Below are 24,278 nucleotides of genomic sequence, written 5' to 3'. Positions count from 1 at the left end.
CGGTAGGGGGCGCGGATGATCGACACGACGGGCACGGAGATCGCCGAGGGCGAGGAGCGGATGCGCCTCGACGTCGAGGACGGCGTCGGCGTCCTCACGCTCTGCCGGCCGGAGAAACTCAACGCCTGGAGCTGGGAGTCCACCCGCCAGCTCGGCCTGTTCGCCGACCGGATCCGCTTCGACGACTCCATCCGGGCCGTGCTGCTGCGCGCCGAGGGCCGGGCGTTCTGCGCGGGCATCGACATCACCGCGCCTGGTGGGGCGATCACCGGACGCTCCGGCGCCGAACGCACCCGTAACTACTACGAGGGCATCCGCTGGGTGCACGAGCGGATGCGGGTGTTCGCCGGGCTGCCGCAGCCGGTCGTCGCCGCCGTCCAGGGCTACTGCCTCGGCTTCGGCTTCGAACTGGCGCTGATGGCCGACATCCGGGTCGCCGCCGACGACGCGGTGTTCGCGCTGCCCGAGGCGCAGATCGGGGTCGCGGTCGACGCGGGCGGCGATCTGCGGATCGCGCGGGACGCGGGCGCGGGCTGGGCGAAGTTCCTCGCGCTGACCGGACGGCGGATCGACGCGGCCACGGCGGAGCGGCTGCGGCTCCTCCAGATGGTCACCCCGGCCGATGAGCTGGAGAAGGCGGCGCGTGCCGTCGCCGCGGAGATCGCGGCCAACGCCCCGCTCGCCGTGCAGGGCATCAAGCGTGACATCGACCTCTTCGCGGACGCCGGGCTCGCGGACGCCCTCGAACGCACCGCGTTCGCGGCAGCCGTCACGCTGACCTCCGAGGACTCGCGCGAGGGGTACTCGGCGAAGGCGGCGCGGCGGGCGGCGGAGTTCGAGGGGAAGTAGCAGCCGCTCAGGGTGCTCAGGGCGTGAACGGGCCGCGGCCCAACTGCTCCCGGATCGGCACCACTTCGGGTGTCACCAGATCGCGCCGCTGCCAGTTCGCGCCGTCCACGACGAGGGTGTGACCGCTGATGAAGCGCGCGTACGGGGAGGCGAGGAAGGTCGCCGCCCAGCCGAGCTCGCGGGGCTGCCCCACGCGGAGCGCGGGCTGGCGTACGTCCGCCGCGCGGACCCGGTCGAGGTTCGCGCGGATGTCGGCGGTCATGTCCTCGTGCGGCATCAGGCCCGGTACGAGGCCGTTCACCTGGATCCCGTACGGCCCCCACTCCACCGCGAGCGTCTCGACCAGGTTCTTCACGCCTGCCTTCGCGGCGGCGCTGTGCGCGTAGCCCGGGCCGCCGGTCCAGGCGTACGAGGCGCCGACGTTGACGATCGAGCCCGGGGTACGGGCGGCGAGGTGGCGGCGGGCGAACTCGCGCGCCATGTAGTACGTGCCGTTGAGGGTGATGTCGACGACCGTGCGCCAGGCGTTCGGGGACATGTCCTCGGCGGGAACGGGGAAGTTGGCGGCGGCGTTGTTGACGAGGACGTGGGGCAGGCCGAAGGCGGCCTCGGCGCGGTCGAAGAGCCCGGTGATGCGGTCGGGGTCGCGGATGTCGCAGGGGACGGCGAGGACGCGGCCGCCCAGCCCGGACAGCTCCTCCTCGGCGGCCTTGAGATGCTCTTCCTTGCGGCTGGCCACCACCAAGTCGGCTCCCAGCCTGGCGAATTCGGCGGCGACGGCTTTCCCGAGACCGGTCCCGCCCCCGGTCACGAGCACCGTGGTACCGGCGTACGTGTCCGGGGGGAGGGCGCTCGTGCCGGTGGGGGGCGGGGTGGGAAGGCCGGGGGTGGGGTCGGGTGTCATGGCGAATCGGTACACCAGCGGCGTGGAATGGTCCAGGGCTGGGCGAGGGTGCGGCTCGGCCGTCTCAGATCCTGTTTCCGAACCCCCGCCTGCGCCCCGTCGTCCGGCACGCGCCCCCAAGCTCTCAACTTCGTTCGAGCAGGGGTGACCCCATTCAGGACCTGGACCGCCGCACGACGGGCGCACGCACCGAACGCCGCTGCGCCGTCCTTCGGACGAACGACGGGGGTTCGGAAACAGGCTGTCAGGCGCTCGGTTCGGCCAGGTCCTCGAAGACCAGCTCCGCGTTGATCTGCGTCGCCGCCCGGTACCCCGCGCTCGCCGCGTTCACCACCATCTCCGCCGGGCCCATCGCGTTGCCCACGATCCAGACCCCCGGGAGCGCGCTGCGGCCCACCTCGTCCACCGCGGGGAACGGGCCGAACGGGGTCTGCTTCAAGGCGTCGCCGGTGAGGGGCGGGAGCATTGCGGTGCGGGCGGTCGGGCGGGTGGCCGTGAAGAGGACGTCGCGGGGGAAGAAGTGGCCGTCCGCCAGGCGCACACCCGTCAGGCGGTCGTTCTCCACGACGACCTCGGCCACCTCGCCGGTGACCACCTCGACGCCCGCCGCGGCGAGTTGGCGCCACTGCTCGTCGGGGAGCTCCTCGACCTGGTGGAGGAAGAGCGTCACGTCCTTCGACCACTGGGTGACGAGCAGGGCCTGGTGCGCGCCCATTTCCTGCGCGGCGATCACTCCGAAGGCCCGGTCCGCGACCTCGTAGCCGTGGCAGTACGGGCAGTGCAGGACATCGCGTCCCCAGCGGTCCGCGAGGCCCTCGATCGCGGGCAGTTCATCGACGAGGCCGGTCGCGATCACCACGCGGCGGCCGTGGACCGCGCCGCCGCCGGCGAGCGTCACGTCCACCTCGCCCGCGCCGTCGGGGGTCACCTCCGTCACCTGTCCGGCGATGATCTCCACTCCGTACGCCTCGACCTCCTGACGCGCGAGCGCCAGGAACTCGGCGGGCGGCATGCCGTCGCGGGACAGATAGCCGTGCATGTGTGCGGCGGGCGCGTTGCGGGGTTCGCCCGCGTCGATCACCAGGACGCTGCGCCGGCTGCGTCCGAGTCCGAGTGCGGTGCTCAGGCCCGCCGTCGCGCCTCCCACGATCACCACGTCGTAGGACTGCCGCCGGGCCTCGGTGCTTCGGGTCATCTCGACCACCTCCGCTGCGAGCATGCGGCGCGTACGGCAGAATGGGCAAACAAGGTTGCTGTAATCGCAAAAGATGGGGAGGTGGTCATGGCCGAGCGCAAGGGGGCCGGGCACGAAGGGGCCGAGCACAAAGGCGCCGAGCGAGAACGGGCCGAGCGCGACGGAGCCGAGGAGATGGACGCGGTCCTTGCGGAGGTCGGTGCCCGGCTGCGGAGCATCCGCAAGGAGCGGGGCACCACGCTGGCCGGCCTCTCGGAGGCCACCGGGATCTCCGTGAGCACGCTGTCGCGGCTGGAGTCCGGCGGCCGCAAGCCCAGCCTCGAACTGCTGCTTCCGATCGCCCGTGCCCATCAGGTGCCCCTCGACGAGCTCGTCGGCGCGCCCGAGGTCGGGGACCCGCGGGTGCGGTCCAAGCCGATCGTGGTGCACAACCGCACCCACGTACCGCTCGGCGGCCAGCCCGGCGGCCTGCAGGCGTACAAGGTCATCATCACGGCGCCGGACCCCAAGCACGAGCTGTCCGAGCAGCGCACGCATGAGGGGTACGAGTGGCTGTACATCATCTCCGGGAAGCTGCGGCTGAAGCTCGCCCATCACGACGTGGTGCTCGGGCCGGGTGAGGCGGCCGAGTTCGACACCCGCGTGCCGCACTGGTTCGACGCGGTGGACGGGCCGGTGGAAATGCTCAGCCTGTTCGGGCCGCAGGGGGAGCGGATGCATGTGCGGGCCAAGCCGAAGCGGGCGGCCGGCGGGGGAGAGGGCTGAGCGCGCCGGGGAGGGAAAGTCGCGGCCAGGCCGTTCCCAGGAGGCAAGCGACCGCTTAGTATGCGCGGGAGAGTCAGTCCACCCCCTCTGTGGAGGCCCCGCATGCAGGCATGGCGAGTGCACGAGAACGGTGAGCCGGGCGAGGTGATGCGTCTCGACGAGGTGGCCACGCCCACGCCCGGCGACGGGCAGCTGCTCGTCAAGGTGCGGGCCGCCAACATCAACTTCCCCGACGCGCTGCTCTGCCGCGGCCAGTACCAGATCCGGCCGCCCCTGCCGTTCACGCCGGGCGTCGAGATCTGCGGCGAGACCGAGGACGGCCGCCGGATCATCGCCAACCCCGCACTGCCGTACGGCGGCTTCGCCGAGTACGCGCTCGTGGACGAGGCGGCCGTGCTGCCCGCGCCCGAGGCGCTCGACGACGCCGAGGCCGCCGCGCTGCACATCGGCTATCAGACCGGCTGGTTCGGCCTGCACCGCCGCGCGCAGCTCCAGGCCGGCGAGACCCTGCTCGTGCACGCCGCCGCCGGTGGCGTGGGCAGCGCCGCCGTGCAGCTCGGCAAGGCCGCCGGGGCCCGCGTGATCGGTGTCGTCGGCGGGGCCGCGAAGGTGCGGGTCGCCGAGGAGCTCGGCTGCGACGTGGTGATCGACCGGCGCAGCGCCGATGTCATCGCCTCGGTCAAGGAGGCCACGGGCGGCCGCGGCGCCGACGTGATCTACGACCCCGTGGGCGGCGACGCGTTCGCGCAGTCCACGAAGGTCGTCGCGTTCGAGGGCCGGATCGTAATCGTCGGCTTCGCCTCCGGTGTCGTACCGACGCCCGGTCTGAACCACGCGCTCATCAAGAACTACTCGATCGTGGGCCTCCACTGGGGTCTCTACAACGCCAAGGACCCGGCCGCCGTGGTCCGTTGCCACGAGCAGCTGACGGAGCTGGCAGCCAAGGGCTCGATCAAGCCGCTGATCAGCGAGCGGGTGCCGCTCTCCGGTGCGGCGGACGCCGTGCAGCGGGTCGCCGACGGGGTCACCACCGGCCGGGTGGCCGTCGTACCGGAAGGGGTGCAGGCATGACGGACGCAGCCGGACTCGTCGCGCGCACAAAGGAGTTCCTCGCCGCGCATCCGCCGGCGACCACCGCGCCCGAGGACTTCCTCGAGGCGCGCTTCGACGCCGGTCTGGCCTGGGTGCACTACCCCGAGGGCCTCGGCGGCCTCGGTGCGCCGCGCGCCCTGCAGGCCGTCGTCGACGCGGAACTGGCGGCCGCCGACGCGCCGCCCGCCGTCGGCCCTTCGCTGAACGGCATCGGGCTCGGCATGGCCGCCCCGACGATCCTCGCCTTCGGCACCGAGGAGCAGAAGCAGCGCTTCCTGCGGCCCCTGTGGCTCGGCGAGGAGATCTGGTGCCAGCTGTTCAGTGAGCCCGGCGCGGGATCCGATCTGGCCGCGCTCGGCACCCGTGCCGTACGCGACGGCGGGGACTGGGTGGTCACCGGGCAGAAGGTCTGGACGTCGGGCGCGCACAACGCGCGCTTCGCGATCCTCATCGCCCGCACCGACCCGGATCTGCCCAAGCACCGCGGCATCACGTACTTCCTGTGCGACATGACCGACCCCGGTGTCGAGGTCAGGCCGCTGCGGCAGATCACCGGCGAGGCCGAGTTCAACGAGGTGTTCCTCACCGAGGTCCGGATCCCCGACGCCCACCGCCTCGGCGCGGTCGGCGACGGCTGGAAGGTCGCGCAGACCACGCTGATGAACGAGCGCGTCGCGATCGGCGGGATGCGGATGCCGCGCGAGGGCGGCATGATCGGCCCGGTCTCCGCCGCCTGGCGCGAGCGCCCCGAGTTGCGCACCCGCGATCTGCACCACCGGCTCGTCGGTCTGTGGGTGGAGGCCGAGGTCGCCCGGCTCACCGGTGAGCGGCTGCGCCAGCAGCTCGTGGCAGGGCACCCCGGTCCCGAGGGCTCGGGCATGAAGCTCTCCTTCGCGCGTCTCGCCCAGGAGATCAGCGGCCTGGAGGTCGAACTCCTCGGTGAGGAGGGCCTGCTGTACGACGAGTGGACGATGCGCCGCCCCGAGACCGTGGACTTCCTGGGCCGCGAGGCCGGCTACCGCTATCTGCGCGCCAAGGGCAACAGCATCGAGGGCGGCACCAGCGAGGTGCTGCTCAACATCGTCGCCGAGCGTGTGCTGGGCCTGCCCGCCGAGCCGCGCACCGACAAGGACATCGCGTGGAAGGACCTGTCCCGATGACGATGCAGAGTGACCTCCTCTACTCGGAGACCGAGGACGAACTCCGGTCCGCGGTGCGCTCGTTGCTGTCCGACCGCTGCGAGGCCGCGCAGGTCCTGGCCCGCGCCGAGTCCGGTCAGCCGCACGACCTCGACCTGTGGAAGACCCTCGCCGGCGACATGGGACTCGCGGGCCTCCTGGTCCCCGAGCCGCTCGGCGGCCAGGGCGCGAGCGCTCGCGAAGCGGCTGTCGTCCTGGAGGAGTTGGGGCGTTTCGTCGCCCCCGTGCCGTATCTCACGAGCGCGGTCATCGCCACGGAGACGCTCCTGGGCTGTGGCACTCCCGAGGCCGATGAGCTGGTCGGGGCGCTCGCGTCCGGCGGCTCCATCGGCGTGCTCGCGCTGCCGCTGTCGACGGCGCCCACCGCCTCGTACGGACTGGTCCAGGAGGCGGACGGGCGGCTGACCGGCCGGGTCGGGGCCGTGGCGGACGCGGCGGTCGCCGATGTGCTGCTCGTGCCGACCTCGAGCGGTCTTCACGCGGTCGACACGGCGGCCGACGGCGTGCGCGTCACGGCGCAGATCCCCTTCGACCTGACCCGTCCGCTGGCAGAGGTCACCCTGGAATCCGCGCCCGGACGGCTGCTCACGGCGGACGCCGCCGCGGCCGTGCGGCGGGGGCTCGGGGCCGGTGCAGGGCTTCTCGCCTCCGAGCAACTCGGCGTCGCGGACTGGTGCTTGACCGAGACGGTCGCGTATCTGAAGACCCGCACCCAGTTCAACCGGCCGGTCGGCTCCTTCCAGTCGCTCAAGCACCGGCTTGCCGAGCTGTGGCTGACGACCGTGCACGCGCGGGCCGCGGCCCGCAACGCCGCGGACGCCCTGGCCACCGGCTCGGAGGAGGCGGAGCTCGCCGGTGCGCTCGCGCAGGCGTACTGCTCGCCGGTCGCGGTACGCGCCGCCGAGGAGGCGCTGCAGCTGCACGGCGGCATCGGGATGACCTGGGAGCACCCGGTGCACCTGTACCTCAAGCGGGCCAAGGCGGACGCGATCGCGCTCGGCACGGCCGGCGCGCACCACGAGACCGTGGCCACCCTGGTGGATCTGCAGGCGCCATAAGGCGGCGGCCGTCCAGGACGAGTGAGCGCCCTTCACCTGCGGAGGCAGGGGGAGGGCGCTTCTCCGTGTCCCGAGGCGCGGGTGTGGCCGGACACACGCACCCCGTACGACCCCCGGGCTTTGCGCACCCATTACCTGCGGCATAATTGCGACTCGTTCGCAATAACAGTCGATCTTGAATAGGGGTACGGGCATGCGAGGCGCGGCGATACGGGGAGCCGGTGCGCTGGCTGCGCTGGCGGTCGGGGCGGCGGCCTGTTCCGCACCCGGCGACGGCGGCTCGGACAGCGCGGGCGGCGGTGACTCGGTCGTCGTCGGCATCGCCTACGAGCCCGACAGCCTCAGCCCGCTCCTCGGCTACGGCAAGGACGGCAACTCCAAGGTCTTCGACGGGCTGCTCACGCACGACGCCGACATGAAGCTGCAGCCCGCGCTCGCGTCCGCGCTGCCGAAGAAGAGCGCCGACGGTCTGACCTACACCTTCGAGCTGCGCGACGGCGTGAAGTTCAGCGACGGCAAGCCCTTCTCGGCCAAGGACGTCGTCTACACGTACGAGACGATCCTCGACAAGAAGACCAACAACGCGTACAAGACCGAGCTCGACGCCCTCAAGAGCGTGGAGGCGAAGGGGGACGACGAGGTCGTCTTCCACCTCAAGTACCCGTACGCGCCGTTCGCCGAGCGGACCGTGCACGCCATCGCGCCCGAGCACCTCGGCGCGAAGCAGGACGTCAACACCGGTGACCTCACCACCAAGCCCGTCGGCACCGGACCGTACGAGCTCGTGCAGTGGTCCAAGGGCGAGAAGCTCACCTTCAAGGCCAACCCCGACTACTGGGGCGGCGCACCGAAGGTCAAGAACTTCACCATGGCGATCATCAAGGACGACGACGTGCGCGCCACCCGGCTGCGCAGCGGCGACCTCGACGGCGCGATCCTGCCGCCGAACCTCGCGAAGACCTTCGCCGGGGACAAGGCCCGCAAGACCTACGAGGCCACCAGCTTCGACTACCGCGTGGTCACGCTGCCCGGCGGCAACAAGGTCACGGGCGACCGTGACGTGCGCCGCGCCCTCGACGTGGCCGTCGACCGCAAGGCCATGGTCGACTCCATCCTCGACGGCGCCGGCAAGGAGGCCTACGGGCCCGTGCCGACCGACAGCGAATGGTTCACCAAGGGCACCGAGCGCACCCACGACCTCGAACGGGCCGAGAAGATCCTCGACGAGGCAGGCTGGAAGAAGGGCTCCGACGGGATCCGCGCGAAGGACGGCGTCCGCGCCTCCTTCCCGCTCTGGTACGTCTCCGGTGACAAGCTCCGCCAGGACCACGCCCTCGCCTACGCCTCGGACGCCAAGAAGGCCGGCATCGAGATCAAGGTGCAGGCCGGGACCTGGGAGGTCATCCAGCCGCGGATGGACCGCGACGCCGTGCTCGCCGGCGGCGGCGCACCCGCCGACCCGGACTTCGACCAGTACGCGATGCTGCACTCCCGCTTCGTCGGCGGCCAGGACTTCAACAACATGGCCTACTACGAGAACCCCGCCATCGACAAGGCGCTCGAAGCGGGCCGCAAGACCGACGACAAGGCCGGGCGCAAGGCCGCGTACGACACCGTGCAGCGCGAGCTCGTGAAGGACCCGGGCTACACCTTCCTCACGCACATCGACCACGTGTACGTCGTGAACGACGGCTTCGGTGAGCTCACCACGCAGGTCGAGCCGCACGACCACGGCTTCGCGACCGGCCCCTGGTGGAACGTCGAGGACTGGCAGCCGAAGAAGTGACCTCGCGGATCTCCCCGAGCTCCCGCACACCTTGGGGAGCGATGGCGCGCATGGCGGGACGGCGGCTCCTGGCCGCCGTGCCCGTCCTGTTCGCCGTCACCTTCGGCGTCTTCGCGATCGCCGCCGCCTCGCCCTTCGACCCGGTGAAGGCGTACGCGGGAACCGGCGGGCTCACCGCCTCCGAGCAGACCCTCGACCAGCTGCGCGCCAACCTCGGCGTCGACCGGCCACTCGTCGTGCGCTGGTGGGACTGGCTCACCGCCGCCGTACGCGGCGACTTCGGCGACTCCCTCGTCATGCGGCAGCCCGTCGGCGAGGTCATCGGGGAGCGGCTCGGCTGGTCCGTGCTGCTCGCCGCGACAGCGTTCCTGCTCGCCATCGCACTCGGCACCACGCTCGGCGTGCTCGCCGCGCGCCGGACCGGCGGCCTGCTCGACCGCGCCGTCACCTCACTCGCGTACGGACTCGAAGCGGCCCCGCCGTTCTGGCTCGGCCTGCTCGCCGTCTGGCTCTTCGCGCTCAAGCTCGGTGTGCTGCCGGCCGGCGGGCTCACCGACACCGGCGCGACCGTGGTCACCGCAGGGCAGGTGGCGAGCCATCTGGTGCTGCCCGCCTGCGTCCTGGCGCTCTCGCAGCTGCCGTGGTTCGTGCTCTACGTACGGCAGGGCGTCGGGGACGCCCTGGAGGAGGATCCCGTACGCGGAGCGCGGGCACGGGGCCTGTCCGAGCGCACGGTGCTGCTCGGGCACGCCCTGCGGTCCGGGCTGCTGCCCGTCCTGACGCTCATCGGGTCGCGGGTGCCCGAGCTGATCACCGGTGCGCTACTGGTGGAGACCGTCTTCTCCTGGCCGGGTATCGCAGCCGCGACCGTCGAGGCGGCCACCTCCGTGGACTTCGCGCTCCTCGCGGCGCTCACCGCGCTCGCCACGGCCGCGGTGCTGCTCGGCAATCTCGTCGCGGACCTGCTGTACGGGCTCGCCGATCCCAGGGTGGGTTTCGATGGCTGAGGTCCTCTGGCGGGCCCGCGGCGCACGGCGCCGCTCGACCCGCACCTGGCGGGTGCGCACCTCCGCGGTGATCACCCTCGCCGTGGTGCTCGCGGTGCTGCTCGTCCCGCCGCTCGTCCAACTCGACGAGCAGGCAGTGGACCTCGCCTCCAAGCTGCAACCCCCCTCCCCGGAGCACCCGTTCGGCACCGACGACGTGGGGCGCGACCTGCTGCTGCGCTGCGTCTACGGACTGCGCGTCTCGCTGCTCGTCGGCGTGGTCGCCGCGGTCGTGGCGACCGTGATCGGGACCGCCGTCGGCGCCGCCGCGGCGGCCGCGGGCGGCCGCGTGGACCGCTACGTCATGCGGCTCGTCGACCTGTTCTCGTCCGTGCCGCATCTGCTGCTCGGCATCTTCATCGTGGCCATGTTCCGGCCGGGCGTGTGGCCCGTGGTGGTGTCCGTGGCGCTGACGCACTGGCTGTCGACCGCCCGGATCGTGCGCGCCGAGGTCCTGTCGCTGCGCTCGCGCCCGTACATCGACGCGGCGATCTCCGGCGGCTCGTCCCGGTGGCGCGTGACCGTACGGCATCTGCTGCCCGGGGTGCTGCCGCAGGCCGGCCTCGCCGCCGTCCTGATGGTGCCGCACGCCATCTGGCACGAGTCCGCACTGTCCTTCCTCGGCCTCGGACTGCCCACGCACCAGGCCAGCCTCGGCACCCTCGTGCAGTCGGCGCGCGGGTCGCTGCTCGCGGGGGACTGGTGGCCGACGCTGTTCCCCGGCCTGTTCATCATCGTGCCGACCCTCGCCGTCGCCGGTCTCGCGGGCGCCTGGCGGGAACGGCTGAATCCGCGCCGGCGATCGGAGCTGATGCTGTGACCCCGCCCGATCCGACCGCCCCGCCCGTACTCGACGTCCGCGGACTGTCCGTACGGTTCCGCATGCGCGAAGGCCGCTTCGTCCGGGCCGTCACCGACGCCCGCTTCACGCTGCACGCCGGTGAACGCCTCGCCCTCGTGGGGGAGTCGGGGTGCGGCAAGTCCGTGCTCGCCTCCGCGCTGCTCGGGCTGCTGCCCGAGAACGCGGAGACGGCGGGGGAGGCGGTCCTGAACGGTTCCATCGATCTGCTCGCCGCCTCCGAACGCACCCTCGCGCGCACCGTCCGCGGGCGCCAGGTCGGTCTCGTACCGCAGTCGCCCGCGGCGCATCTCACGCCTGTGCGGACGATCCGCGCCCAACTCCACGAGACCTTGCGGGAGTTGCGGCGCACCCCGCGCTCCGGGCTCCGGGAGGCCGCCGAGGAAGCGGCCGCCCGCGTGTCGTTCCCCGTGGACCACCTCGACCGCTACCCGCACGAACTCTCCGGCGGTCTGGCCCAGCGCGCCGCGACCGCGCTCGCCCTGATCGGCGACGCCCCGCTGCTGCTCGCCGACGAACCGACCACCGGACTCGACCGCGACCTCGTCGAGCACACCGTCGACGAACTCGCCCGGCACACCGGCGACTCCCGTGCCCTGCTGATGATCACGCACGATCTGGCGGCCGCCGAGCGGATCGCCGACCGGATCGCGGTCATGTACGCGGGCCGGATCGTCGAGATCGTCGAAGCCACCACCTTCTTCGGCGCGCGCGGACCACGCCACCCGTACTCCCGCGGCCTCCTTGACGCGCTCCCCGAGCGGGCCTTCGAGCCCATCGGGGGGATGCCGCCCGAACTGGGCGCGCTCCCCGACGGCTGTGCGTTCGCGGCGCGCTGTGCGCGGGCGAGCGAGGAGTGCCGCGTGCAGCCGCCGTTCGAGGGTGCGGTCGCCTGCCATCACGTGGCCCTGGAGGCCGGACATGCTTGAGCTCGACACCATCACCGCCGGATACGAGCCGCGCAGGCCCGTCGTCCGCGGCATCTCGCTCACCGTGCAAAACGGCGAGTCCGTCGGCCTGCTCGGGCCCAGCGGCTGCGGCAAGTCCACGCTCGCGAAGGTCGCCGCCCTGCTGCACCGGCCGGACGCGGGACGCGTCGTGATCGACGGCACCGCTGCCACGGGGTGGCGGCACCGCGCCCCGCAGGCACAGCGCACCGCGCTCGGTGTCGTCTTCCAGCAGCCGCGCCTGTCGGCCGACCCCCGCCTCACCCTCGCCGCCCTGATCGGCGAACCGCTGCGGGCGGTCGGCCGCAGCGCCGAAGTGCCGGACGCCGTACGGGAGTCGGCCGAGCGGGTCGGGCTCGGCGAGGACCTCCTGGGGCGGCGGCCGCACGAGGTCAGCGACGGTCAGCTGCAACGCGCCTGTGTGGCAAGGGCGTTGATCCTGCGGCCGCGCTGGCTGGTCTGCGACGAGATGACGGCCATGCTCGACGCCTCGACGACCGCCGCGCTGGTCCGTGCCGTCGAGGACTACCGCGCCGACAGCGGCGCGGGCCTGCTCGCCGTCGGCCACGACAAGGTGCTGCTCTCGCGGTGGTGCGACCGGGTGGTGCACTGGCCGGAGCCGGCCGCCGAGTCCGCGTAGGCGCCCGCGGCCCTAACGCGGCACCACCAGCACATCCGTCCCCCGGCCCCGGATCGCCCGCACTTCCTCGGCCGGGAGGCCGTCGTCGACCACGAGCAGGTCGAAGTCCGCGAGCGGGGCGAGGGCGTACAGGCCGTCGCGCAGGAACTTCGTGTGGTCGCAGATCAGGACGCGGCGGCTCGCCGCCTCCATCATCGCCCGCTTGACCTGCACCGTCTCCGGTGACGTGTGGTAGAGGCGGCCCTTGCAGACCGCGGTGGTCGACATGAAAAGGACGTCCGCACGGAAGTTGGCGACCATGTCCGCGGTGTGCAGACCCATGTAGGCGTCGTACGCGGGGAAGTAGCGGCCGCCCAGCGAGATCAGGTCGATGCCGGGCTGTTCGGTGAGCGCGCGGATCGCCGGGAGGGCGTTGGTGATGACGGTCAGCGGGCGGATCGCGTCGAAGTGGCGCGTCATCCGGGCGCAGGTGGTGCTGTCGTCCAGAAGGACGGTCTGGCCCGGCGCGAGCAGCCGTGCCGCCGCATGCGCGAGACGCTGCTTGACCGCGGGCATCGCGCTGCCGCGCTCGGCGACGCTGCCGTGGAAGTGCACCGAGGACATCCCGCTGGCCCCGCCGCGCGTCTTGCGCAGCCAGCCCTGCGCCTGGAGATGGTCCAGGTCGCGGTGGACCGTCATCAGCGAGACGCCGTGCTCGGCCACGAGATCGGCCGAACGGACGAAGCCGTGTGTGCTCACCGCCTCCCGGATCCGCCGCCGTCGCGCGTCGCGCACACCGATGCGGTCCGGGGCATCCGCCGTGTCCGGCGGCGCATCCGTCGCGTCCATGGGAACTCCCGTGTGAGATCTACCGGTCACCTCACTCGATCGTCCACCGTCGCCGCAGGTCGGTGACAGGGGACGGAGGTCCTTCTCACACGGCCACGAGACCCCTTCAGGGGAGGTGTTCACGGAAAGTTGACCGCCGTTTCGTCCGTTTTGTTAGCTCGGTGATGACCTCATCGACGCTGATCGGGGAACTCCATGACGCAGACCCCCATGCCGCCCGCCCCGGCCGGCACGGACCAGGCGCCACCGCTGCTCGGCCGCCTCGGCATCCCGCAGTCCCTCTCGTACGGCTATCTCGGCCTGCTGATCTTCATGACCGGCGTGGGCATCGAGGCCGGCTATCTCTCGCCCTATCTCGAAGGCCTCGGCATCGCCGCGTCGAGCGTCGCGATGATCTTCACCGTGTACGGCATCACCGGCGCCGTCGCCGCCTGGTTCTCCGGCGCGCTGTCCGACCTGTGGGGCCCGCGCAAGGTCATGTGGCTCGGCCTGATCACCTTCGCCGTCACCCATGTCTTCTTCCTGACGGTCGCGATCCCCAGCAAGTCGTACGGCCTGCTGCTGCTCGCCTACGCGCTGCGCGGCCTCGCCTTCCCGCTCTTCGCGTACGCCTTCCTCGTCTGGATCGCCGCCGTCGCGCCCCAGCGGCAGATGGGCAGCGCGATGGGCTGGTTCTGGTCCGCCTTCTCGGCCGGAATGCCGACGCTCGGCTCGCTCGGCGCGAGCCTCCTGATCCCCGTGATCGGCGAGTACAGCACCCTGTGGTTCGCGCTCGGGATCGTCGTGATCGGCGGGCTGCTGCCGCTGCTGCTGGTCAGGGAGCCGACCGGGTCGTCGCGTCTCGCGCCGCCGGGGGAGTCCCCGATGGCCGGGCTCGTCGGCTCGCTGACGATCCTGTACCGCAATCCGCGGGTCGGCGCCGGTGCCGCGGTGCGGATGTTCAACACCGCCTCGCAGTTCGGCTTCATGGTGATGCTGCCGGTCTGGTTCGTGCACAGCGTGGGACTCAGCAACGAGCAGTGGCTGCGCCTGGTGGCCGTCATGTTCGGCACCAACATCTTCACGAACCTGCTCTTCGGAGTGATCGGCGACCGCATCGGCTGGCGCACCACCGTCGCGTACTGCGGCGGCATCGGCTGCACGCTCTCCACGCTCGTCCTGTACTACGTGCCGAGCGCCGTCGGCTCCTCGTACCTGCTCTGTCTGCTGGTCGCGGTGTTCTACGGCGCCACCCTCTCCGGATATGTGCCCCTCTCGGCGCTGATGACCGCGATAGCGCCCCGCCACAAGGGCCAGGCGATGGCCGCCCTGAACCTCGGCGCCGGTGCCTCGACCTTCCTCGGGCCGCTGACCGTGAGCCTCTTCCTCGGGCCGCTCGGGGTCGGCGGTGTCACCTGGATCTTCGCCGCCTACCACGCGGTGAGCGCCGTCCTCACGCTCTTCCTCAAGACCACGACGCCCGCCGGGCCCGCGCCCGGGCTCCTGCCCGAGCCCGCCCTGGCCGCCGCCTCCCCGAAGGGACTGTGACCCATGTCGGTCCTCGCCATCGATGTCGGCACCACGATGATCAAGTCCGTGGTGTTCGACGACAACGGCACCGAACTCGCCGTCTCCCGGATCGGCACCGAGGTCCTGCGCCGCCACCCCGGCTGGGCCGAGCAGGACATGGACACCGTGTGGAACGCGGTCGTCTACACCGTCCGCAACGCGCTCTCCGACATCGACGACCCGGTCTGGCTCGTCACCTTCACCGCGCAGGGCGACGGCGCCTGGCTCGTCGACCAGCAGGGCCGGCCCACCGGACCGGCGATCCTCTGGTCGGACGGCCGTGCGGGCGAGATCCTCACGCGCTGGGAGAAGGAGGGTGTGCTGCAGGACGCGTTCCGCCGCAACGGCTCGCTCACCTGCAGCGGAATGCCCAACGCCGTCTTCAGCTGGCTCGGCTCGCACGACCCGCAGCGCCTGGCCCGCTCGGCGTCCTCGCTGACCGCCGCGGGCTGGCTCTTCCACAACCTGACCGGTGTGACGGCGATGGACGAGTCGGACGCCTCGGCGCCGTTCCTGAACCACACCACCGGCGACTACGACGACGCGATCATCGAGCTCTTCGGACTCGGCGCCTACCGCAGGCTGCTGCCGACCGTGCTCGGCGAGGAGGAGCGGATCGCGGAGATCACCCGCGAGGCCGCGGGCCAGCTCGGACTGCCCGAGGGCCTCCCCGTGGTCATGGCCCCGTACGACATCGCCTCCACCGCCCGCGGCGTCGGAGTCGTCAACCCGGGGCAGGCCTGCTCGATCCTCGGCACCACCCTGTGCACCGAGATCGTCCGCCACGAGGTCGACACCAGCGGCGAACCCTCCGGCATCAACATCGCCTACCGCGGCCGCGAACGCGTCCTGCGTGCCTTCCCCACCCTCAACGGCGCCGAAGTCCTCGTCTGGGCCGCCAAGTTGCTCGACCTGGACGGGCCGCCGAAGCTCGGCCGGCTCGCCTTCAAGGCCGAACCCGGCGCGAAGGGCCTCTCCTTCCTGCCGTATCTCTCGCCGGCCGGGGAACGCGCACCGTTCCTCGACCCGTCGGCACGCGGCGCGTTCTGGGGCCTCTCCCTGGAACACAGCCGCGCCGACGTGGCCCGCTCGGTCTTCGAAGGACTCTCGCTGGTCCTGCGCGACTCCCTGGCGGCCTCCCGTACGACCGTCACCGAACTGCGGCTCTGCGGCGGCGGGGCCAACAACGACGACTGGTGCCGGCTGATCGCGGACGCCACCGGCGTGCCGACCGCACGCTCCGGCGACACCGAACTCGGCGCCAAGGGAGCCTTCCTGACGGGCCTCGTACTGTCCGGCGCCGAGTCGTCGATGCACAGCGCGGCCGCCAAGTACGTCCGGATGACCTCCACCTGGGAGCCGGACCCGGAGCGGTCCGCTTTCTACGCGGCCCGCTACGAGGACTTCCTGCGGTGGCGCGGACTCGCCCGTGACGCCGGCTGGTCGTCCGGCCGCACCCCTGCCGTCCCCGGCCCGTACACCGGACGCGAAGGAGCACTCCGTGCAGCATGAACTCGAACGGGACGCCGTGTGGCTCGGTCTCGACCTCGGCACCCAGTCCGCGCGCTGTGTCGCCGTCGACTCGGCCGGCGAGGTGCTCGCCGCCGCCTCGCGGCCGCTGACCAGCCACCGGGACGGCAAGCGCCACGAACAGGACCCCGAGCAGTGGTGGAGCGCGCTCGCCGAGGCGAGCCGCGAGGCACTCGCCGGGATCGACCCCGCCCGCATCAAGGGCCTGGCCCTCGACGGCACGTCGGGCACGATCCTCCTCGCCGACGCCGACGGCACCCCGCTCACCCGCGGCCTGATGTACGACGACGGGCGCGCCGCCGAACAGGCCGTCCGGGTCAACGAGGCGGGCGCACGGGTCTGGCAGGAGCTCGGCTACCGCTCGATGCAGCCGTCGTGGGCGCTGCCCAAGCTGCTCTGGCTGCTCGACCACGAGACGGCAGCAGCCGGTACAGGGGTCCGGCTGCTGCACCAGACCGACTACGTCACCTGGCGGCTCGCGGGCCGGCAGCCGGCGAGCGACGCCAGCCACGCCCTGAAGACCGGCTACCACCTCACCGAGGACCGCTGGCCCGCCGACGTGATGGCCGGACTCGGCGTCCCCGAAGGGCTGTTGCCCGAGGTCGTGAGCCCCGGCACGGTCATCGGTGCGGTGTGCGCCGAGGCCGCGGCGGCCACCTCCATCCCTGAGGGCACCGCGATCGTCGCCGGGATGACCGACGGCTGCGCCGCCCAGATCGGCGCGGGCGCGCTCACCCCCGGCGCCTGGAACTCGGTGCTCGGCACGACCCTCGTGTTCAAGGGCGTCAGCCCGCATCTCGTACGGGACCCGGGCGGCGTCGTCTACTGCCACCGCGGCCCGGGCGGCAGCTGGCTGCCGGGCGGCGCGTCCAGCAGCGGCGCCGGGGTGATCTCCCGCGAGTTCCCCGGCGCCGATCTCGCCGAACTCACCGTGCTCGCCGCCGAGTCGGACAGCGACGCGGTCGCCTACCCGCTGGTCTCCACCGGCGGCGAACGCTTCCCGTTCCGGGCGCCCGAGGCCACGGGGTTCGTCCTGGGCGAACCGGCCACGGAAGCCGAACGCTTCCACGCCCATCTCCTCGGCGTCGCATTCGTCGAGCGGCTCTGCTTCGACTACCTCGACCTCCTGGGCGCCCCCGTCGACGGGCCGCTCACACTGACCGGCGGCGGTGCGAAGAACCCGTACTGGTGCAGGCTGCGCGCCGATGTCCTCGGCCGGCCCGTGCTACGGCCCGAACAGGCCGAAGGCGCCATCGGCATGGCGGTCCTCGCGGCCACGTCGAGCGGTGTGAGCGTGCAGGACGCGGCGGCCGCGATGGTGCGCACCGGCGCGCAGATCGCGCCCGACGCGGCACGGCACCGGCGCTGGACGCCGCGCTACCTGGAATTCCTCGACGAACTGGTCCGCCGCGGCTGGCTCGACGAATCCGTCGCCGTCCACGCGAAGGGAAGGGCCGCACGATGACCGGCACGGAGTCCTCACAGCCCACCGAGTTCGTTCTCGTACGGCACGGCGAGACCGTCTGGCATGCCGAGAACCGCTACGCGGGCCGCGCCGACGTGGCGCTCACCGAGCGCGGCCGCCGCCAGGCGGACGACCTCGCCGCCTGGGCGAAGGGGCAGCGCATCGACGCGGTGTATTACTCGCCGCTGTCCCGGGCCCGGCTCACCGCGGCACCCGCCGCCCGGGTCCTCGGACTCGCCCTGCGCGAGGACGCCCGCCTCCTGGAGCTCGACTTCGGGCGCGGCGAAGGTCTCAGCATCGCCGAGATGCGCGAGGCGTTCCCCGAGGAGCTCGCCCGGTTCGTGCGGCGGCCCGTCACCGACCATCTGCCCGGCGGCAACGACCCGCGCGCCGCGGCCCGCGACGCCCGCGCGCTGCTCGCCGAACTGTGCGTCGACCACCCCGGCGGCCGCGTACTGATCGTCGCGCACAACGCCCTGTACCGGGTGCTCCTGTGCGAGCTGCTCGGCATCGACCCGGACGAGTACCGGCGCGTGTTCCCGGTCCTGGACAACGGCACCCTCACGGAACTCCGTATCGGCGACGGGCAGACGTCCCTGCTCCGGTTCAACGCCCCGTACGCAACCGGCAGTTGACGCGCACAGCCGACCGCCCCCACACCGCACCAGCCAAGGAGACACCCCTCATGAGTACCAAGGTCCTCGCGGCAGGCGACCACTTCGTCCTGCCGCACCTCCTCACCGACGAGGTCAAGCAGGCCACCGACGGCGCCGTGGACGTCCACGAGCTCCGGCTGCCCTGGCCGCACACCCCCTTCGGCAAGGTCGCCGAGGTCATCGAGGCCTCCGGCACCGAGGACGAGCTGATCGAGGCGCTGCAGGGCGTCGAGGTCTGCGTCACCCAGCTCGCCCCGCTCACCGAGCGGATCCTCGCCCACTGCCCGGACCTGAAGCTGATGTGCATCAGCCGCGGCGGGCCCGTCAACGCCAACCTCGAAGCAGCGACGCGGCACGGCGTCGCCGTCTGCTACGCGCCCGGCCGCAACGCCGTCGCCACCGCCGAGCACACCCTCACGCTGCTGCTCGCGGCCGCCCGCGGAGTCGGCGACACGCACGAGGAGATGCGCAAGGGCGTGTGGCGCGGCGACTACTACGACTACGACAACTGCGGCATCGAGATCGAGGGCGCCACCGTCGGTCTCATCGGATACGGCGCCATCGGCTCGCGCGTCGCCAAGGTCCTCAAGGCGATGGGCGCCGAGGTCCTGGTCTGCGACCCGTACGTGAAGCCGGAACTCGTCGAGGGCGTAGCCGAACCGGTGACGCTCGACGAGCTGCTCACGCGCTCCCGCATCGTCTCCCTGCACGCCCGGGTCACCGACGAGACGCGCGGCATGATCGGCGCCGAGCAGCTCGCGAAGCTGCCCCGCGGCTCCGTCCTGGTCAACTGCGCCCGCGGTGAACTCCTCGACTACGACGCGGTCTGCGACGCCCTGGACAGCGGCCGGCTCGTCGGCGCCGGCTTCGACGTCTACCCCGCCGAGCCCGTCCCCGCCGACTCCCGGCTGCTCACCACGCCCGGCATCGTCATGACCCCGCACATCGCGGGCGGCAGCCAGGAGGTCGCGCACAAGGCGGCCCGCATCGTCGCCGGTGAGGTCGGCCGCTATCTGCGCGGCGAACCGCTCGCGCACTGCGCCAACCCCGAGGTCCTCAAGGGCTGACCGCCCGCCCGAGCGCCCCCCCCCACACGTATCAGCAACCCCTCAGGAGCCCCCCATGGACCAGACGACGCGCTACGCCCGCCTCGACCTCGACGAGCAGGAGCTCATCAAGGGCGGCCGCCACGTCTTGTGCGCCTACACGATGAGGCCGAAGGCCGGATACGACGGCTTCCTCGCCACCGCCGCCCACTTCGCCGCCGAGTCCTCCACCGGCACCAACGTCGAGGTGTGCACCACCGACGACTTCACCAAGGGCGTCGACGCCCTGGTGTACGAGATCGACGAGACCCGCGAGCTCATGAAGATCGCGTATCCGATCGAGCTCTTCGACCGCAACATCATCGACGGACGCGCGATGCTCGCGTCCTTCCTGACGCTGTGCATCGGCAACAACCAGGGCATGGGCGACGTCGAGTACGCCAAGATGCACGACTTCTACGTACCGCCCGCCTACCTGCGCCTGTTCGACGGCCCGACCATGAACATCCAGGACATGTGGCGCGTCCTCGGCCGCCCGGTCGTCGACGGCGGCATGGTCGTCGGCACGATCATCAAGCCGAAGCTCGGCCTGCGCCCGCAGCCGTTCGCGGACGCCTGCCACGACTTCTGGCTCGGCGGCGACTTCATCAAGAACGACGAGCCGCAGGGCAACCAGGTCTTCGCGCCGCTGAAGGAGACCATCGCGTGCGTGGCCGACGCGATGCGCCGCGCCCAGGACGCCACCGGTGAGGCCAAGTTGTTCTCGGCCAACATCACGGCCGACGACCCGGCCGAGATGATCGCCCGCGGCGAGTACATCCTGGAGACCTTCGGCGAGAACGCCTCGCACGTAGCGTTCCTCGTCGACGGCTACGTGGCGGGCCCGACAGCCGTCACGACCGCGCGCCGCAACTTCCCGAACCAGTTCCTGCACTTCCACCGCGCGGGCCACGGCGCCGTCACCAGCCCGCAGTCGCAGCGCGGCTACACCTCGTTCGTGCACTGCAAGATGACCCGGCTGCAGGGCGCCTCCGGTATGCACACCGGCACGATGGGCTTCGGCAAGATGGAGGGTGACGCCGCCGACAAGGCCATCGCCTTCATGCTGGAGCAGGACGCGGCCGACGGACCGTATTTCCACCAGGAGTGGCTCGGCATGAAGTCCACCACCCCGATCATCTCCGGCGGCATGAACGCGCTGCGGCTGCCCGGCTTCTTCGACAACCTCGGTCACTCCAACGTCATCCAGACGTCCGGCGGCGGCGCCTTCGGCCACAAGGACGGCGGCACCGCCGGCGCCAAGTCGCTGCGGCAGGCTCAGGACGCCTGGCAGCAGGGCATCAAGCTCACCGAGTACGCCAAGGAGCACGCCGAGCTCAAGGGCGCCTTCGAGTCCTTCCCGAAGGACGCCGACCACCTGTTCCCGACCTGGCGCGACGAGCTGGGCGTCCAGGAGACCAAGGGCTGAAGGCTCGGCCAACTCCCGGCTGCCCTCTGCCGTTCACGGTGGGCGGGACCGCATACTCGGTCCCGCCCATCCGTCGTTCCGGGAGGTATCGCAGACATGGCCTTACAGGTCACCCGCCGCACCGCCGTCACCACGGTCGCCGCCGCACTCGCCTCAGCGGTCGCCATCCCCTCGTCCGCCCAGGCGACCGCACCGCAGGGCGCGGGCAGCCCGCCCCGCAGAAAGCCGCTGCGCCGTGCCCACGCGCACAACGACTATCTGCACACCCGCCCGCTCCTGGACGCCCTCGACCACCGCTTCAGCAGCGTCGAGGCCGACATCTTCCTCGTGGACGGCGAACTCCTCGTCGCCCACGACCCGGTGGACCTCGATCCGGCGCGCACCCTGGAGGCGCTGTACCTGAAGCCGCTCGCCGAGCGTGTGCGCAGGAACCACGGCGCCGTGTACCGGGGGCACCACCGGCCGGTGCAGCTCCTCATCGACATCAAGACGGACGGCGTCGCCGCCTACGCCGAGCTGCACCGCCAACTCCACCGCTACCGCCGCCTGTTCACCACGTACGCCCATGGGAAGGTCCGCAAGGGCGCCGTCACCGCGGTGATCTCGGGGGACCGGGCCGCGCGGGCGCCGATGGAGGCGCAGCGGGTGCGGTACGCGTTCTACGACGGGCGGCTCGCCGACCTCGGCGGACCGGCGCCCGCCTCCTTCATCCCGCTGATCAGCGACAACTGGAACAACCACTTCACGTGGAAGGGCGAGGGGCCGATGCCGGCGGCCGAACGCGACAAGCTGCAGCAGATCATCGCGACCGCGCACGGGCGCGGCCAGCGGGTGCGGTTCTGGGCGACGCCCGACCTGCCCGGGCCCGAACGGGGCGCCGTATGGCTGGAGCTGATCGCCGCCGACGCGGACCATCTGAACACCGACGATCTTGCCGCGCTCGAGGCATTCCTCGACGCGTACGACCGGTAACACCCTTTCGGAGGACATGTCAGTCGACCGGACGGACCCTGTGCCACGCAACACTGACGGCGAAAACGCCGCGGTGTTGACGTGGCGCAGTTGCGTAGGGAGTCCGGACGATGGCCATTTCGGTGTCAGTTGTACTGCTGCTGCTCATCCTCGCGATCGTGTTCCTGCGCAACGGGGCACTGAAGATCACGCATGCGATCGTCTGCGTGCTGCTCGGCTTCTACCTGGCGAGCACGAGCATGGCGCCGACGATCCAGAACGGGCTGACGGCGACGGCGAACATCGTCAGCAATCTCAATCCCTGAGCGGCGTACGGCTCCTTGGGGCCGGGAGCCTGTTCCTGAACGCCTCACGTGCCGAGCATGCGGGAGCGGATGAGGAAGCGGACGCCCTCCGGGGCCTCCAGGGAGAAACCGCCGCCGCGGCCCTCGACGACATCGACGATCAGGCGGGTGTGCCGCCACGCCTCGTACTGGCTCTTCGACATCCAGAAGCCGATCGGCTCGGAGATGCCGTCGACGGTCAGCGATTCGAGCAGGACGTCCGAGCCGCCCGTGCGGAACTCGCCCTCCGGGTAACACATCGGCGCGCTGCCGTCACAGCAGCCGCCGGACTGGTGGAACATCAGCGGGCCATGGGCGGCGCGCAGCTTCTGCAGCAGCTCGGTGGCCGCGTGCGTGAGCTCGACGCGTGGGGGTGATGCGGACATGGGGGCCTCCTTCTGCGGCGCCGGCGTGCTGACCTCTGCGGCGCCGGCGTGCTCACCGCCCCAGTCTTGCCGCTGCTGCCGCGACTGGCCATGCGGCGGCCGCCGTTAATTCGCTGTCGCCCGCGGCGGGCTGCTCGCTATGCTCGCGGCGATGACTACTCGAACTGCTCCCTTCGCGGGGAGATGGGGGGTCCGGTCCTTTCACGGTGAGCGCTGATGGCCACCGTGACCGAGACCCGATCCGTATCCGCCGACGCCGTCGACCAAGCCGCTTCGCCCGGCTTCATCGATTCCGTCGCCTCCGACACCGAGGGACCCTGGGCTGCTGCTGCGCCCTCGCCCCGGCTGTCCTGCTGGCTGCACGTGCGCGAGTTCGCCGTGCCGCCCTCCATGATCGACACCGCCACGGACCGGCGCGCCGCCGGTGACTGGGCGGGCGCGTGTGCCGCGGCACGCGTGGACGTCGACTTCGATCTGCGCCGTCTCGCGCGCCGCCACGGCCGCGAACTCGTCGCCCGACTCCGCCTCGATCTGCGCCACTTGGTGCCCGATCTGCTGCGCTGGCATCTGCCGCGCAGCGGACCCGACGGTCTGCTGCGGCCCGGCATCACGCTCTCCCTCGCGCAGTACGAGCAGCCCGACCCGGCCCGTCCGCCCCTGCACCTCGTCGTACGGACCCCGCCCGCCTGGGCGGAAGCCGGGCAGCGGGTGAGCCTCGCGGTGTGGGACGGGTCCGCCGCGCACCCCGCGGCCGGGCATCCCCATCCGCGGCCCGGCGCCCGCTTCCGGCTCGATCTGCACCGGCATCTCTGGGATGTGCGACGGGTGGGGGAGCTGCGGTGGCGCGCGGGACGCGGCAGCCCTCCACCTCCTTCGTACGCCGGATCGTTGATGGCGCACGCGGCGGTGGCCGAACGGTGGGCGATGTCCGCGCACTGGGCCGTGGACCGCTGGATGGACGAGGCCCGGCTCGTGCGGGACGCGGAGGCGTGCCCGGCCGAGGGTCCGGTCTCCGTACGGCTCGGATCCGGGCTGCGGCTCGCGGTCGACACCCGCGACGGGCGGATCGCACCGGATCCCGGGGAGCTGCCCGTCCTGCCGGACGCGGCGACCTGGGTGCCGCCCGACGTCGAGCTGCTGCGCGCGGGCCTCATCGACGCCGACAGGCTCCACCCGATGGTCGCCTCGGCGCTGACCGGACGCTCCGTGGACGCGGCACGCGTGCGCCGGGATGCGGGCGAGCAGGCGCAACTGGTCGACTGCCGGGGTTCCGTGCACCGGATCGGGTTCGTGGACGGGATGCTCGCGGCGCTCGACCACGACCGCTCCGAAGTGCACCGCGAGGAACTCCTCGTCGCCTTCGGCGGCCCACCGCTGCCGTGCCTTCAGGTCATCGACGACATGCACCGCAAACCCGAGGAGCTGAGCGCCGTACGCGAACGGCTCGCGCACGGTGACGTCCCGGGCGCGTTCGCCGTCCTCGAAGGGCTGCTCGGCCCCGAGGCCCGGCTGCGCGAGGGCCCGTTGCGTGACGCGCTCGAAGAGGCCGTCGAACGCCGCATCGCCCACGGCCTGTACCGCGCGGGCCTCACGAACCACGGACCCTTGAAGCTCCTCGATGGCGGCGCGCTGCGCTCGCACCCTCGTGAGGCCTCGTTCCGCTGAGCCCGTCGGCGCATGCGCCGCACGCCTCCGCCCCCTTCCTCGCACCACCGA

The 24,278-nt window shown here is 71.9% G+C and carries 23 protein-coding genes; 19 read left to right on the top strand and 4 right to left on the bottom strand.

The window, feature by feature from the left end:
• Window positions 1–15 precede the first annotated feature (15 nt).
• Complete coding sequence (locus ACIBI4_RS02195; protein WP_399201608.1) at window positions 16–849, top strand: enoyl-CoA hydratase/isomerase family protein; 834 nt, start codon at window positions 16–18, stop codon at window positions 847–849.
• A gap of 16 nt (window positions 850–865) precedes the next feature.
• On the opposite strand, the gene ACIBI4_RS02190 is transcribed toward ACIBI4_RS02195, so the two are convergent.
• Complete coding sequence (locus ACIBI4_RS02190) at window positions 866–1,753, bottom strand: SDR family oxidoreductase (RefSeq protein WP_399201607.1); 888 nt, start codon at window positions 1,751–1,753, stop codon at window positions 866–868.
• A 244-nt stretch (window positions 1,754–1,997) separates the two neighbouring features.
• Window positions 1,998–2,948, bottom strand: a complete 951-nt coding sequence (locus ACIBI4_RS02185) for an NAD(P)/FAD-dependent oxidoreductase (protein ID WP_399201606.1) — start codon at window positions 2,946–2,948, stop codon at window positions 1,998–2,000.
• A 174-nt stretch (window positions 2,949–3,122) separates the two neighbouring features.
• Between ACIBI4_RS02185 and ACIBI4_RS02180 the strand changes: the two genes are divergently transcribed.
• The 9 genes from ACIBI4_RS02180 to ACIBI4_RS02140 all read left to right on the top strand — a co-directional run bounded on the left by ACIBI4_RS02180 (window position 3,123) and on the right by ACIBI4_RS02140 (window position 12,340).
• Window positions 3,123–3,713: a helix-turn-helix domain-containing protein gene (locus tag ACIBI4_RS02180; protein WP_399202003.1), complete on the top strand. Its 591-nt coding sequence runs from the start codon at window positions 3,123–3,125 to the stop codon at window positions 3,711–3,713.
• 102 nt (window positions 3,714–3,815) lie between these two features.
• Complete coding sequence (locus ACIBI4_RS02175) at window positions 3,816–4,784, top strand: NADPH:quinone oxidoreductase family protein (RefSeq protein ID WP_399201605.1); 969 nt, start codon at window positions 3,816–3,818, stop codon at window positions 4,782–4,784.
• Entirely contained in the window at window positions 4,781–5,965 is a 1,185-nt protein-coding gene (locus tag ACIBI4_RS02170) for an acyl-CoA dehydrogenase family protein (protein WP_399201604.1), read from the top strand. Before ACIBI4_RS02175 ends, ACIBI4_RS02170 begins: the two co-directional genes overlap by 4 nt.
• Window positions 5,962–7,062 carry an acyl-CoA dehydrogenase family protein gene (locus ACIBI4_RS02165; protein WP_399201603.1) on the top strand — a complete coding sequence of 367 codons (1,101 nt, stop codon included), beginning with the start codon at window positions 5,962–5,964 and terminating at the stop codon, window positions 7,060–7,062. Before ACIBI4_RS02170 ends, ACIBI4_RS02165 begins: the two co-directional genes overlap by 4 nt.
• A 193-nt stretch (window positions 7,063–7,255) precedes the next feature.
• Window positions 7,256–8,848, top strand: a complete 1,593-nt coding sequence (locus ACIBI4_RS02160; protein ID WP_399201602.1) for an ABC transporter substrate-binding protein — start codon at window positions 7,256–7,258, stop codon at window positions 8,846–8,848.
• 41 nt (window positions 8,849–8,889) lie between these two features.
• The gene (locus ACIBI4_RS02155; protein WP_399201601.1) at window positions 8,890–9,855 is read left to right on the top strand and encodes an ABC transporter permease; all 966 of its coding nucleotides are present in this window, start codon (window positions 8,890–8,892) and stop codon (window positions 9,853–9,855) included.
• On the top strand, window positions 9,848–10,714 hold the full coding sequence (locus ACIBI4_RS02150) for an ABC transporter permease (RefSeq protein WP_399201600.1): 867 nt from the start codon (window positions 9,848–9,850) through the stop codon (window positions 10,712–10,714). Before ACIBI4_RS02155 ends, ACIBI4_RS02150 begins: the two co-directional genes overlap by 8 nt.
• The gene (locus ACIBI4_RS02145; protein ID WP_399201598.1) at window positions 10,711–11,682 is read left to right on the top strand and encodes an ABC transporter ATP-binding protein; all 972 of its coding nucleotides are present in this window, start codon (window positions 10,711–10,713) and stop codon (window positions 11,680–11,682) included. The genes ACIBI4_RS02150 and ACIBI4_RS02145 overlap by 4 nt, the downstream gene beginning before the upstream one ends.
• Complete coding sequence (locus tag ACIBI4_RS02140; protein WP_399201597.1) at window positions 11,675–12,340, top strand: ABC transporter ATP-binding protein; 666 nt, start codon at window positions 11,675–11,677, stop codon at window positions 12,338–12,340. Before ACIBI4_RS02145 ends, ACIBI4_RS02140 begins: the two co-directional genes overlap by 8 nt.
• Before the next feature lie 12 nt (window positions 12,341–12,352).
• Here ACIBI4_RS02140 and ACIBI4_RS02135 read toward each other — a convergent pair whose 3' ends face one another.
• Window positions 12,353–13,168 carry a DeoR/GlpR family DNA-binding transcription regulator gene (locus ACIBI4_RS02135; protein WP_399201596.1) on the bottom strand — a complete coding sequence of 272 codons (816 nt, stop codon included), beginning with the start codon at window positions 13,166–13,168 and terminating at the stop codon, window positions 12,353–12,355.
• Window positions 13,169–13,363: 195 nt separating this feature from the next.
• On the opposite strand from ACIBI4_RS02135, the gene ACIBI4_RS02130 reads away from it, so the two are divergent.
• The 8 genes from ACIBI4_RS02130 (at window position 13,364) to ACIBI4_RS02095 (ending at window position 22,158) form a co-directional block, all read left to right on the top strand.
• Window positions 13,364–14,695 carry an MFS transporter gene (locus ACIBI4_RS02130; RefSeq protein WP_399201595.1) on the top strand — a complete coding sequence of 444 codons (1,332 nt, stop codon included), beginning with the start codon at window positions 13,364–13,366 and terminating at the stop codon, window positions 14,693–14,695.
• Window positions 14,696–14,698: 3 nt separating this feature from the next.
• Entirely contained in the window at window positions 14,699–16,228 is a 1,530-nt protein-coding gene (locus tag ACIBI4_RS02125) for an FGGY family carbohydrate kinase (protein WP_399201594.1), read from the top strand.
• Window positions 16,218–17,711, top strand: a complete 1,494-nt coding sequence (locus ACIBI4_RS02120; protein WP_399201593.1) for an FGGY-family carbohydrate kinase — start codon at window positions 16,218–16,220, stop codon at window positions 17,709–17,711. Before ACIBI4_RS02125 ends, ACIBI4_RS02120 begins: the two co-directional genes overlap by 11 nt.
• Window positions 17,708–18,346 carry a histidine phosphatase family protein gene (locus ACIBI4_RS02115; protein ID WP_399201592.1) on the top strand — a complete coding sequence of 213 codons (639 nt, stop codon included), beginning with the start codon at window positions 17,708–17,710 and terminating at the stop codon, window positions 18,344–18,346. The genes ACIBI4_RS02120 and ACIBI4_RS02115 overlap by 4 nt, the downstream gene beginning before the upstream one ends.
• Window positions 18,347–18,396: 50 nt before the next feature.
• Window positions 18,397–19,434 (top strand): 2-hydroxyacid dehydrogenase, encoded by a 1,038-nt coding sequence (locus ACIBI4_RS02110; RefSeq protein ID WP_399201590.1) that lies wholly within the window; start codon window positions 18,397–18,399, stop codon window positions 19,432–19,434.
• A gap of 55 nt (window positions 19,435–19,489) precedes the next feature.
• Window positions 19,490–20,881 carry a ribulose-bisphosphate carboxylase gene (locus tag ACIBI4_RS02105; RefSeq protein WP_399201589.1) on the top strand — a complete coding sequence of 464 codons (1,392 nt, stop codon included), beginning with the start codon at window positions 19,490–19,492 and terminating at the stop codon, window positions 20,879–20,881.
• 96 nt (window positions 20,882–20,977) lie between these two features.
• Window positions 20,978–21,853: a phosphatidylinositol-specific phospholipase C/glycerophosphodiester phosphodiesterase family protein gene (locus ACIBI4_RS02100; RefSeq protein WP_399201587.1), complete on the top strand. Its 876-nt coding sequence runs from the start codon at window positions 20,978–20,980 to the stop codon at window positions 21,851–21,853.
• A gap of 110 nt (window positions 21,854–21,963) precedes the next feature.
• On the top strand, window positions 21,964–22,158 hold the full coding sequence (locus ACIBI4_RS02095; protein WP_093606868.1) for a hypothetical protein: 195 nt from the start codon (window positions 21,964–21,966) through the stop codon (window positions 22,156–22,158).
• A gap of 44 nt (window positions 22,159–22,202) precedes the next feature.
• On the opposite strand, the gene ACIBI4_RS02090 is transcribed toward ACIBI4_RS02095, so the two are convergent.
• Complete coding sequence (locus ACIBI4_RS02090; protein ID WP_399201586.1) at window positions 22,203–22,562, bottom strand: DUF779 domain-containing protein; 360 nt, start codon at window positions 22,560–22,562, stop codon at window positions 22,203–22,205.
• 216 nt (window positions 22,563–22,778) lie between these two features.
• On the opposite strand from ACIBI4_RS02090, the gene ACIBI4_RS02085 reads away from it, so the two are divergent.
• Complete coding sequence (locus tag ACIBI4_RS02085; RefSeq protein ID WP_399201585.1) at window positions 22,779–24,227, top strand: hypothetical protein; 1,449 nt, start codon at window positions 22,779–22,781, stop codon at window positions 24,225–24,227.
• Window positions 24,228–24,278: the final 51 nt, after the last annotated feature.

It is taken from the genome of Streptomyces sp. NPDC050418, from assembly GCF_044458745.1.
Lineage (GTDB): Bacteria > Actinomycetota > Actinomycetes > Streptomycetales > Streptomycetaceae > Streptomyces.
Note: the sequence above shows the minus strand (reverse complement) of the source record. Positions and strands in the feature narration are given on the sequence as shown.